9 protein-coding genes are annotated in these 11,346 nt (G+C 72.4%); 4 read left to right on the forward strand and 5 right to left on the reverse strand.

The features are described 5' to 3' along the window. Positions 1 to 111: 111 nt before the first annotated feature. The 5 genes from ACIRVF_RS28155 to ACIRVF_RS28175 form a co-directional block, all read right to left on the reverse strand. A complete protein-coding gene (locus tag ACIRVF_RS28155) occupies positions 112 to 864 on the reverse strand; it encodes a hypothetical protein (protein WP_402823559.1) in 753 nt (250 codons plus the stop codon). A gap of 171 nt (positions 865 to 1,035) precedes the next feature. Continuing rightward, complete coding sequence (locus ACIRVF_RS28160) at positions 1,036 to 3,696, reverse strand: TIM-barrel domain-containing protein (protein WP_402823562.1); 2,661 nt, start codon at positions 3,694 to 3,696, stop codon at positions 1,036 to 1,038. A 47-nt stretch (positions 3,697 to 3,743) separates the two neighbouring features. Further along, on the reverse strand, positions 3,744 to 4,580 hold the full coding sequence (locus ACIRVF_RS28165; RefSeq protein WP_402823565.1) for a carbohydrate ABC transporter permease: 837 nt from the start codon (positions 4,578 to 4,580) through the stop codon (positions 3,744 to 3,746). Further along, the gene (locus ACIRVF_RS28170) at positions 4,577 to 5,479 is read right to left on the reverse strand and encodes a carbohydrate ABC transporter permease (RefSeq protein WP_402823568.1); all 903 of its coding nucleotides are present in this window, start codon (positions 5,477 to 5,479) and stop codon (positions 4,577 to 4,579) included. The genes ACIRVF_RS28165 and ACIRVF_RS28170 overlap by 4 nt, the downstream gene beginning before the upstream one ends. Positions 5,480 to 5,490: 11 nt before the next feature. After that, positions 5,491 to 6,768, reverse strand: coding sequence for an extracellular solute-binding protein (locus ACIRVF_RS28175; protein WP_402823570.1), 1,278 nt, complete (start codon positions 6,766 to 6,768; stop codon positions 5,491 to 5,493). A gap of 387 nt (positions 6,769 to 7,155) precedes the next feature. Here ACIRVF_RS28175 and ACIRVF_RS28180 point away from each other — a divergent pair, with 387 nt between their 5' ends. From ACIRVF_RS28180 to ACIRVF_RS28195, 4 genes are read left to right on the forward strand one after another with little or no spacing between them, the layout of a single operon-like run. Then, positions 7,156 to 7,578, forward strand: coding sequence for a CU044_2847 family protein (locus tag ACIRVF_RS28180; RefSeq protein ID WP_402823572.1), 423 nt, complete (start codon positions 7,156 to 7,158; stop codon positions 7,576 to 7,578). Beyond that, positions 7,575 to 8,615 carry a trypsin-like peptidase domain-containing protein gene (locus ACIRVF_RS28185; RefSeq protein WP_402823574.1) on the forward strand — a complete coding sequence of 347 codons (1,041 nt, stop codon included), beginning with the start codon at positions 7,575 to 7,577 and terminating at the stop codon, positions 8,613 to 8,615. Before ACIRVF_RS28180 ends, ACIRVF_RS28185 begins: the two co-directional genes overlap by 4 nt. Continuing rightward, positions 8,615 to 10,144 (forward strand): hypothetical protein, encoded by a 1,530-nt coding sequence (locus tag ACIRVF_RS28190; RefSeq protein WP_402823576.1) that lies wholly within the window; start codon positions 8,615 to 8,617, stop codon positions 10,142 to 10,144. The genes ACIRVF_RS28185 and ACIRVF_RS28190 overlap by 1 nt, the downstream gene beginning before the upstream one ends. 5 nt (positions 10,145 to 10,149) lie before the next feature. Next, positions 10,150 to 11,340 carry an AAA family ATPase gene (locus ACIRVF_RS28195; RefSeq protein WP_402823579.1) on the forward strand — a complete coding sequence of 397 codons (1,191 nt, stop codon included), beginning with the start codon at positions 10,150 to 10,152 and terminating at the stop codon, positions 11,338 to 11,340. Positions 11,341 to 11,346 lie beyond the last annotated feature (6 nt).

Genomic DNA, 11,346 nt, shown 5'->3' on the forward strand with positions numbered 1-11,346 from the left:
AGGTGTCTGGGGGCGCGCGGGGCCAGGCGGGGGGCGGTGGGGCGGTGCCGGGCGCGGCGGCCGGGGTGGGGGGGGCGCCGGCGCCGGGAGCCGCCCCCCACGGCCGCACCGTCAGTCGACCGGCTGTCCGGGCCGTCCCGGCACCCACAGCGGGACTGGGCCGCCGCGCGGCATGGCGCGCGCCGCGTCCTGCTCCAGCCACCCGTCGACCCGCTGCGGATCGCCCTCGCTGAGCTCCACCAGTGCGGCCGCGGCGATCCGGGCGCAGCCCAGCAGGAGCGCGAGGGTGTCCTGGCGGCGGTGCCGTTCCCGCACGTAGGCCTCACCGCGTTCCTCGATGCGCCGGCGGTGGTCCGGCGCCCCGTCCCCGGCGGTCAGCGCCTGGACGCCGTGCCACACCAGGGCGAGGGCGCAGGGCTCGGCCGGGTGGGCCAGGCCCTCCCGGTCCGCCCGCTCGCGGGTCTCGGCCGAGCGCAGTCCGAGCCACGCCAGTGCCGTGGGCGCGTCCTCCCCGCAGGAGCGCAGGAGCAGTTCGGCGGCCAGTTCCGCGACGCTCGGCAGCACCGCCGACGCCGGCAACCGCAGCCCGGGCGCGGGTATGTCGCCGAACGACAGCCAGGCGTCCGCGAAGGAGGCGGCCTGCAGCCCGCCCGTCCAGCCCGGCGCTCCACCCGTTGCCCCGCCCGTCCGGACCGGCGTCCCGCCCATCCGGCCCGGCGCTCCACCCGCTGCCCCGTCCAGGGCTCCGCCCGGCGCGACGCCCGTCGCTCCGAGCCACTCCCGGGCCCCCAGCCGGACCACTCCCACCGCGACCAGATGTGCCGCGTCCTCGTCCAGTGCCGGCAGCCGTCCACTCCGCACCACGTACCCCCACCTGCGCTCGTGACCCCGTTGATCCCATCCCATCACGCAGGGACGCGGACGAACTAGGCAGGGTCACGTCACAAATCGGAACCGATGGCGGATGCGGCCGGCCCCGTCCCGCCCGGCGAGGACGATCCGGGCGGGACGGGGCCGCGTGGGGGCGGGTGGAGGTCAGTGGCCGCCGTGGATCAGGTGGAGGGAGAAGTCGTCGTCGGTGGGGACGGGTGCCGTCTTGACGTGGGTCACCCCGGCGGCCCGGTCGAAGTACCAGCCGGAGGGGGAGGTGTCGAGCGCGGCGGCCGAGTCCACCCGGGGCAACGGGCCGCCCTGGGTGACGACCATCCGGGGGGCGGACCGGCCGTGCACCGTGAAGCGGTAGGAGCGGGCGTCGGGCTTGCCGCTGTAGCTCCCCTCGCTCGCGCCCACCTGGATGGTGGTGACCGGTCCGTGGGCGTGGACGTCCACCTGCTGGGTGGCCGAGGAGCCTGCCGCGAACTGCCGGGTGACGCCGTCGTCCTCGTAGAGGGTGTAGGAGGAGTCGCCCTGGGGGTAGAGGTCGTAGTCGAGTTCGCCGCGGTCGCGGTTCTCCCAGGACAGCGTGCCCTGGGGCCACATCGGCACGATCGAGCCGCCCTTGACGAACAGCGGCAGGGTGTCGAGCGGAGCGGAGTACCCGTTGACCGTGGTGGGGCCCTGGTAGGTGCGTCCGGTCCAGTAGTCGGTCCAGGTTCCCTCGGGCAGGTAGATGCCGTCGCGGACCGAGGTGTCGGAGTAGACGGGGGCCACCAGGAAGTCCGGCCCGGCCAGGAACTCGTACTTGGCGTTCGGGCCGAGCGCGGCCGGGTCGTCCGGGTACTCCAGGGCGAGCGGACGCACCGCGCCGATGCCGGTGCGGGTGGCCTCGGCGGACAGGGTGTACATGTACGGCAGCAGCCGTTCCTTGAGCTGCAGGTACTTGCGGTTGATCGAGGTGTAGGGCTCGCCGTCCAGCCAGGGCTGCTGGTCGCGCTGCTGCTTGCCGGACATGTCCCTGGCCCAGCCGTCCATGGTCATGATGGTCGGCAGGAAGGCCTTCCACTGGAGGTCGCGGGTGTACATCGCGGGATCGCGGCGGAAGATCGAGCCGACGTCGCCGGTGTCGTAGGCGATGCCGGACATGGTGGCGCCGGCGTAGGTGGGGATCTGCCAGCGGATGTAGTCCCAGGACAGGCTCTGGTCGCCGCTCCAGAGCACGCCGCAGCGCTGGGCGCCGGCCCAGGAGACGGGCAGCCAGACGAAGCCGCGGGCGTCGCTGTTGTCCTCGATGCCGGCCTTCGCCCGGTCGCAGGCGTTGAGCGCGAAGCCGTAGCCGTTGCCGACCCAGGCGACGTCGAGCTTGCGCACCCGGACTCCGGCCTTGACCTCCTCGGCCTGGTTGGGCAGGCCGTTCTGGGTCCACAGGCCGAGCTGGGCGTGGTCCTTGCGCAGGCCCTCGCCGGTCTGCGGGAGGTTCTCGTAGCCGCAGCCGTAGCCGTCGTTGACCAGCATCCAGCCGAGCGGCATCCGGTTCTGGACGTAGCCGTCGGCGACCTTGAGGGCGTCGGTGGTGTGGCGCTCGCCGCGGTTGGCGTTGTGCAGGTAGCAGTCGGAGTCGCCGGGCTCCAGGCCGTAGACCGGCGGCATGAAGGGTTTGCCGACCAGCGAGGTGTACTCGCCGATGACGGACTTGACGTCGCCGGTGAAGTAGTAGGCGTCCAGGCGGCGTTCCTGCTGCCCGGTGCGCACCGGTGAGCCGAAGTCGTAGATGCCGGGCGCGAAGGTGTTGCGGAAGACGCCGTAGCCGGCGGTGGAGACGTAGAACGGCTGGGAGTTGTTGTAGCCGCCCTCGTTCCAGTCGGTGCTGTTGGAGACGTGGACGGTGCGGTCGCGGTGGGAGAAGCTGCCGTTCTGCTCGCCGCCGCCGAAGAACTGCTCGTCGGCGCCGCGGGTCAGGCTCTGCCGCAGGCCGTTGGTGGACCAGCGCAGCGGGGCGGACTCCTGCCAGACGGCGGTCCGGTCGTCCGCCCGGTAGAGGCCGAAGCGCAGCGGGTGCTTGTAGACCCGCAGCACCAGGTGGCCGGAGCGGATGCCGTAGTAGTCGCCGGCGTCGAAGGTGGAGGTGCGGGTCTGGAGTGCGGGCTGCTGGCGGATGATGGCTGCGCCGACGGGGTCGGAGATGTCGCCGTCCGGGGCGGCGCGCAGACGCAGCTGGTCGTCGGCGAGGAAGTCGACCTTGGCCTTGAGGGTGCCCGCGGAGATGTCGTAGCTGCCTGCGCCGCCGCCGAAGGAGGTGAGGTCGCCCGCGTCGGTGGTGCGGGGGAGGTAGGCGCGGCCGGTGAAGGAGCCGCCCTTGACGTCGTACGGGACGACCAGCACGTGGTAGGTGCCGGAGGCCTTGGGGATGACGGTGGCCTCGGGGTCGGCGGTGCCGGCGCTCTCGGCGACCTCCTTGCCGTTGGCGTCGTAGACGTAGAGGTCGAAGTCGTCGGTGGGGTTCTGCCACTGGATCGAGACCGGTACGCCGCCCTCGGGGTTGTCGTCCCAGTAGCCGGACGGGACGTTCACCGTGAGGTCGAAGCGGCCGCAGACCGTGCCGTCCGGGTCCTGGGCGGCGGTGGGGCAGGAGGTGGCGCCGCCGAGGGTGCCCTTGGGGTAGGCGGGGCTCTGCCAGCTGACGTCCTGGTGGCCGCCGTCCAGGACGGCGGCGGGCGGGGCGGCGGCACGGGCCGGTACGACGGGGCCGGCCATGGCGGCGATGCTGGTGAGGGCCGCCGCGAGGGCGGCCCTTCGGAGGTGGGGTCGGAGCAGGCGCACGGGGGTTCTCCTGTCGACTCTTCGGGCGGATCTGCTCGTACGGGCGGCTACTTGACCGATCCGGCGGTCAGTCCGGAGACCACGTGCCGCTCGATCAGGGCGAACAGCACCACCACCGGGACGATCGCGACGACCGAGCCGGCGAACAGGTAGTTCCACTGGACGGTGTAGTTGCCGATGAAGCTGTTGATGCCGACGGTGAGCGGCTGGCTGCCCGGGTCGGTGGACAGGGTCAGGCCCATCACGAACTCGTTCCAGGCGGAGATGAAGGTGAAGATCACCGCGGTGACCACGCCGGGCAGGGCCAGCGGCAGCACCACCCGGCGCAGCGCCCCCACCCGGCCGAGGCCGTCCAGCATCGCGGCCTCCTCCAGCTCCACCGGGATCGAGGAGATGTACGCCGTGAGGATCCAGACGGCGAAGGCCAGGTTGAAGGCGGCGTTGCAGAGGATCAGCGTCCAGACCGAGTTGAGCATGTCCAGCTGGTAGAACTCGCGGTAGAGGCCCACCAGCAGGGAGGTCGGCTGGAACATCTGGGTGACCAGGACCAGCAGCAGGAACAGCCGACGGCCCTGGTAGCGGACCCGGGCGGTGTAGTACGCGGCGGGCAGCGCGACCAGCAGCGCCAGCAGGGTGGAGCCGCCGGCGACCAGCAGGGTGACCCGCAGGTTGCCGCCCAGGGTCGAGTCGCGCCAGACGCCGGTGAAGTTGGACCAGGCGAAGTGCCGTGGCAGGTAGGTCGCGTCGCGCAGCTCGTCGGCCGGGCGCAGCGCGGTGACGACCATCTCCAGGTACGGGAACAGGAAGACCGCCGCCAGCAGCCAGGCCGCCCCCGCGAGGGCCAGGGTGCGCGGTGCGATCCGACGCTTCCGGTGCTTCGTCAACTCTCCTCCTGGTTCCAGCGGCTGACCTTGAGGAAGGCCAGGACCATGAGCACCACGAGGGCGAAGTTGACCACCGACATCGCCGCCGACTCCCCGATGTCGGTGTCCTTCAGCTGGTACATGAACACCGTGCTGGTCGCGGTGTCGCTGCTCGGGCCGCCCTGGGTCATCCCCCAGATGACGGGGAAGGAGTTGAACACGTTGATCAGGTTGATCACCAGGCCGACCAGGAAGGCCGGGCGCAGCAGCGGCAGGGTGATCCGCCGGTAGGCCTGCCACGGCGAGGCGCCGTCCACCCTGGCGGCCTCGTACACCTCGGCGGGGACGGTCTGGAGGCCGGCCAGCAGGGTGTAGGTGGTGAAGGGCAGGGAGACGAAGACCGCGACGAACACCATCCAGGGCCAGGCCGTCGAGGGGTCGCCGAGCCAGTCCCGCGGGCCGTCGACCAGGCCGAGGTCGGTCAGCGCGGTGTTGAGCACGCCCGCCGTCCGGTCGAGCATCCAGCGGAAGCCGATCGCCGTCATCAGGACCGAGGCCGCCCACGGGGCGATCAGCGCCCAGCGGGCGTAACGTCGCCCGGGGAAGCGCTGGTTGAACAGCTGGGCCAGGCCGAGCGACAGCAGCATCGTGAGGGCGACCACGGCGGCGGTCCAGGCGACGGTGGCGAGCAGCACGTGGCCGAGGTCGGCCTCGCCGAAGAGCTTGCGGTACTTGTCCAGCCCGGCGGAGCCGCGGACGAAGCCGCTGGTGCTGACCCGCAGGAACGAGGTGCGGACCATCTCGTAGACCGGCCACAGCACGACGGCGAGGATCAGCAGCACGGCCGGGGCGATCCACGGCAGCGGGCCGAACCGGCCCGGCCGGCGGGCCTTCCGTACGGGGGAGTCGGAGGTCACCATCGGTTCGGCCGTCACTTGTTCGCGACGGCGTCCTGGGCCTTCTTCTGCAGGTCGCCCAGCACCTTGGCCGGGTCGCCCGAGACGGCGCTGCCGACGGACTTCTTGAGTTCGGCGGAGACCGCGTCCCAGGTGGTGTCGCCGAGCGGGTAGAACACGGCGTTCGGCAGCAGGGCGAAGAAGGGTTCGAGGTCCTTGTGCTTGCCGCTGCTGGTCATCTCGTGCAGCACGCTCCGGGTGACCGGCATCAGGTCGTAGGTCTCGTCGAAGGCGAGCTGGTTGTCCTTGGCGTAGGCGAAGTCGAGGAACTTCCTGATCTGGTCGCGGTGGCCGTTCTTCTTGAAGGCCATCATCCAGTCGGCGACGCCGAGGGTGGAGGTGAGCGGCCCGGACTTGCCGGGGATCGGGGCGACGCCGTAGTCGACCTTGCCGTCCTGGGCCATCTGGATCAGCGAGGGATGGCCGTTGAGCATGGCCGCCTTGCCGGCCGCGAAGTCGGCGAACGCGGTCTTGCGGTCGGTGGTGGCGGGGTTGGTGTAGGTCAGTCCCGGGTCCACCAGGTCGGACCTGAGCCAGCGGAAGGTGTCGATGTTCGCCTGGCTGTTCAGGGTGTACGCGCCGTCCTTGCCGGTGGGCCCGCCGCCGTTGCCGAGCTCCCAGATCATGCTCTCGCCCTGGGCCTCCTCCGGGCCGAGCGGCAGCGCGTACGGGGTGACGCCCGGGACCCTGGCCTTGAGCTGTTCGGCGTCCTTGCGCAACTCCTCCCAGCTGGTGGGGGGTTGGGTGATGCCGGCCTGCTGGAACAGCGCCTTGTTGTAGAACAGGGCGCGGGCCGAGGAGACGAACGGTATGCCGTACTGCACGCCCTTGACCTGGCCGGCCCGGGCGAAGCTGTCGATCAGGTCGGCCCGGGTGCCGGGCGACAGCACGTCCTCCGCCGTGTACAGCAGGTCGTCGGCGACCTTGTCGGCGTAGCCGCCGGTCTGCAGGACGTCCGGCACGTTGCCGCTCTGGATCATCGTCTTGACCTGCTTGTCGATGTCGTTCCAGTTCACCACCTGGACGTCGACCCTGATGTCCGGGTTGGCCGCGGTGAAGGCGGTGGCGACCTTGTTCCAGTAGGCCTTCGAGCTGTTGGACTCCTTGTCGCCGTAGTCCGCGGCGACCAGCTTCAGGGTCACCTTGCCGTCGGTGTCGGTCCCGCCGCCACCGCTGCCGCCGCTGCCGCAGGAGGTGAGGGCGAGCGCGCCGAGGGCGCACGCCGAGACGAGGGCCAGCACACGTTTGTCCACCGCAGTTACCGCCTTCGTGCGTGCTTGATCGGATGATCCAAGATGCTTGAAGAATGCTGGTTTTGAGCAGTTTCGAAAGAGCAGCTTGGTGCTTCGGGCGGTTCATGTCAATCGTGAGCGCAGTATCGAGCAAGAACGCGCCCCGTCCGAGGCCCGGCGGGAGGCGCTCTGCGCAGAAACGCTCAAAGCCCGGAGGTCCCGGCCGCACCGGACGCCCTGGAAGCCGCTCGCCCGCAGGTGGCAACTCGGAAGTCCTGGTGAGACCTTGATGATCCCTCTGGAGTCCTGGGGAGTGCCTCGGATGTCCGGCCCCGTAACGGTGGGTGTCCCGGACGTCGCGGTATTGTGGCGCGCGCAGCAGGGGCGGACGTGTGGGAGGGGAACGGCGTGGCCGGGGACGTGACGGTGCAGACGATCGACCTGGGGGACGGCACCACGGTGCGGGCCGAGGTCATCGGTGAGGTCGGCTTCGAGACGGCCGGGGACGAGGACGGCTTCGGGGACGTGGCGCTGCGGGATCGGGCCGCCCGGGTCGGCTCCGCGGTCGCGCTGTCGCTGGACCAGGTGCGCGGCACTGTGCAGGGCATCGGCCGCTGGGCGGCGGAGACGATCGCCCAGGGCGGATCCGGGGCGCCGGACTCGTTCGAGGTCGAGTTCGGGCTCAAACTGGCCGTGAAGTCCGGGCAGTTGCTCGGCATCATCGCGGAGGCCGGGAGCGAGGCGGGGCTGACCGTCAAGCTCTCCTGGGACCTCGCGGCCCGGCGCGAGCGGGGCAACGGCACGGCGGCCGACCCTGCTGTCTCGGAGTGACCGGCCCGCACCTCGATCGGGCCCGCGCCGAGGCGCTGCACCGCTGCGCCGTGCGGATCGAGGTGGCGAGCGGCTTCCGGGGCAGCGGCTTCCTGGTCGCCCCGGGGCTGGTGGTCACCTGTGCGCACGTCGTGCTCGACCGGCTCGGCGTGGCCGAGGGCCTGGTCGTCCGCCACGGGTCGACCGGCTTTCCCGTGCTGCCCGGCGCCGTCCGGGCCGAGCCCGGCACCGTGGGCAGCGGCTCGTTCGAGGCGTTCCCCGACCTCGCGCTGCTCGACGTCCCGGCGGCGGCCGCCACCGGCCACCCCGTCGCCCCGTTGGCGGACGGCGAGGCCGAGCCGGGCACCTGGCTCACCGCCCTCGGCCACTCCGAGGCGACCCCCTCCCCGGGCGCCAACGCCGACACGGTCGCGCTCCGAGTCGTCGGCCGGTCGGGGGAGTTCGTCCGGGTGAGCGGTTTCGTCCAGCCCGGTTTCAGCGGCAGCATGCTGGTCGGTCCGGACGGGCTGGTGCGCGGCGTGCTCAAGGGCAGCCGCTCGTACAAGCAGGACCTGGGCGGCTGGTACGTCCCGCTCGCCGCCCTGCTCGCCTTCCTCGGCCCGGCGGCCCCGGCCCCCGGGCTCGATCCGGCCGCCGGGGCGGGCCCGGCGCCTGAGCCGCCTCCCACCGACGCCGAGTTGGTGACGGCGCTGATGGCCGTCCGGTACACCGCGCGGGCCGACGGGCGCTTCGACCTGCTGGAGCGGATGGGCGAACACCTGGGACTGCCGCACTCCTTCGAGGTCGAGGAGCGCTCCGACCGTCGCGACCACCTGTTCCGCATCGTGCGCCGCTGCCGCTCCCACCGCGACGCCGCGGCCGCCCTGCGCGCGCTGTGCGCGGCGTTGGAGGAACTCGCCCCGGACGACGGCGCGTTGGAGCTGCTCCGGTCCCTGGTGGAACGGGTGACGGGCGGCGCGACGGCGAACGGTGCGACGGCGACCGGTGTGGTGGCGACCGGTGCGGTGGCCGAAGGCAGGGGGAGCGGGCACGGGTGATGGGCGCAGGGGCGTACGGCGGCTGGTCGCCGCGGACCGCCGTCGAGCCGGGGGCTGCCGCCGCGACCCCGTTCGAGGCGGCCGAAGGGCTGCTGGCCGAGATCCTGTTCGACTTCCAGGGGATCTCGCGACGGGAGTTCCGCCAGGGCGTCCTGGAGACGATGGGCCGCAGCCCGTCCTCCCGGCTGTTCCACCTGGACGTCAAGGAGGCCGACACCGCGCGGGAGCACGTCCGGGAGATCCTGCGCAGCATCCGCTGCGCCCGCGACCCCCGGGCCGTGCTCCGCTCGCTCGGCGAGGCGCTCCGGGACCACGACCCGTACGACGGCGCCCTGCCCTGGCTGGAGTTGGCCGTGCTGGCCCTGACCGCCGAGACCGGCCTGCCCACCGCCGTCCTGCTGCGCCTCATCGGCCTGCTGCGCGCGCTCACGCCCACGCCGGGCCCCGAGCGGCTCCTCGGCCACCTGCCACCGCGCGCTCCCGGCCGGAACCTGATCGACGGGCGGACGACCCTGCCGGAGATCCTCGGCCGGCTGCTGGACCACTTCGGCGGCCCCGACCCCGGCTACGCGCTGACCTTCCTGGACGGCCTGGTGCGGGACCCCGAGCTCGCCCCCCGGCATCCCCAACTCGCTGAGATCGGGGTGTTGTTGACCAGCCTCACGGTCGCCCGGCCGGCCCCCCGGGAGGTGGCGGCCGGCCGCCTCGTCGTGCAGATCCGGCTGGACCCGGAGACCCCGGAGCACATCGAGGCGAGCCGCTACCACCTGCGGGCCTCCTACTACCGCCAGCCCCTGGCCGGCGGCCCGATCGAACGCCTCAACGACCTGGTCGCCGGAGACTCCCTCGCCAAGGAGGACCTGGTCACCGAGGGCAGCGCCCGACTGGCCGGCTGGCAGGCGCTGTTCACCGAGATGGCCAGGAGCAAGCGCAGCCCGGTGCGGATCGAGTTCCTGCTGCCCAAGGCACTGCTCGGCCACAGCGCCGAACTCTGGTCCCCGACCCCCGGCGGGTACCGGCTCGGACTGCTGCACCCCGTCGTGGTCCGGTCCCTGGACCGCTACATCAACCCGTGGCTGCAGACACCCGACTGGTACGAACGGTGGGAGCACCTGTTCGCCGAGACGATGGAGTGCGAGGCCGTCGACCGGATCGGCTGGCCGCCCCTGCACCCCGAACGGGCCGCCGACCTGCCCGGCTGGCTCGACGGCCGGCCCACCCTGGCCTGCCTCGGCCTCGACACCCCGTACGACGACCTCGACCCCCGGGTGCGCACGGCGGTGCTCGACGCCATGGTGTTCGACGGCGTCCCGGCCATGCTGTGGCGCCGCACCCCCGGCGCCCCGACGGACCTGGTCGAGGCCCTGCGCCGCGACCGCCCCCGCTCGCTGGCCCACCTGCCGGAGGCCGTCCACCGGCACCGCAAGGTGACCCGGGCGGCGGAGAGCCAGGACGGCATCACCCTGTTCTGGGACGACCCGAACTGCGTGGACCCGGACCAGGACGCCGGGTTTCCGGGGATGGTGTGAGGCGAATGGTTCCGAACGAGCGCGACGACTTCGACGAGCGCAGCGACTTCGACGAGCGCGACGACTTTGACGAGCGCAGCGACTTCGACGAGCGCGACGACTTCGACGAGCGCAACGACCGTAATCACGAGGAGCAGGCGGTAACGATGCCCGAGAACTGGTGGATCTACCGGGGCACCGGCGTGCCCCACGACGGCATCGCCGCCCTCCCGCCGGCCCCGGCCTGGCGCTCCTTCGGCGACTGGGTCGACAGCGAGGAGGAACTGCCGCCGCCCCCGGCCGACGATGCCACCGGCCCCACCGCCCGCAGGCTCGGCCGCACCCGGCAGGCCACCGCCTACCAGGCCGACGAACGCGAGATCCACCTCGTCAACCTGGCCCTGCACCTGCGCCGCCCGCTGCTGATCACCGGCAAGCCCGGCGTCGGCAAGTCCACCCTCGCCTACGCCGTCGCCCACGAGCTCGGACTCGGCCCGGTCCTCCGCTGGTCCGTCAGCAGCCGCTCCACCCTGCGCGACGGCCTCTACACCTACGACGCCATCGGCCGCCTCCACGAGGCCGGCCTGCGCGCCCCCCGGCACGACGGCGACCCGGCCGGCGACCGGCAGCCGCCCGCCATCGGCCAGTTCCTGCGCCTCGGCCCGCTCGGCACCGCGCTGCTGCCCTGGCGCACACCGCGGGTCGTCCTCATCGACGAGATCGACAAGAGCGACATCGACCTGCCCAACGACCTGCTGAACGTCTTCGAGGAGGGCGAGTTCGAGATCCCCGAACTCCAGCGCCTCGGCCCCGGCCCCCAGGAGGTCGCCATCGCCGACCCCGGCCGGCGGGCCACCGTGCGCGGCGGCCACGTACGCTGCGCCCACTTCCCGCTGGTCGTCCTCACCAGCAACGGCGAGCGGGAGTTCCCCTCGGCGCTGCTGCGCCGCTGCGTCCGCCTGGAGATCCAGCCGCCCACCGAGGAGCGGCTGGCCGCGATGGTCGCCGCCCACCTCGGCGCGGACCGGTCGGAGGACGGCCTCCGGCGCGCCGAGCTCATCACCGAGTTCCTGCGCCGCCAGCGCGAGGACGGCGCCGACCTGGCCAACGACCAGCTGCTCAACGCCCTGCTGATGGCCGAACGCGGGCTGTGGGGCAGCGGACCCGGGCGCGACGTCATCCACGACGTCCTGCTGCGCCCGCTCAACGAGAGCTGAGGCGGC

The organism is Kitasatospora sp. NPDC101157 (assembly GCF_044768255.1).
Taxonomy (GTDB): domain Bacteria; phylum Actinomycetota; class Actinomycetes; order Streptomycetales; family Streptomycetaceae; genus Kitasatospora.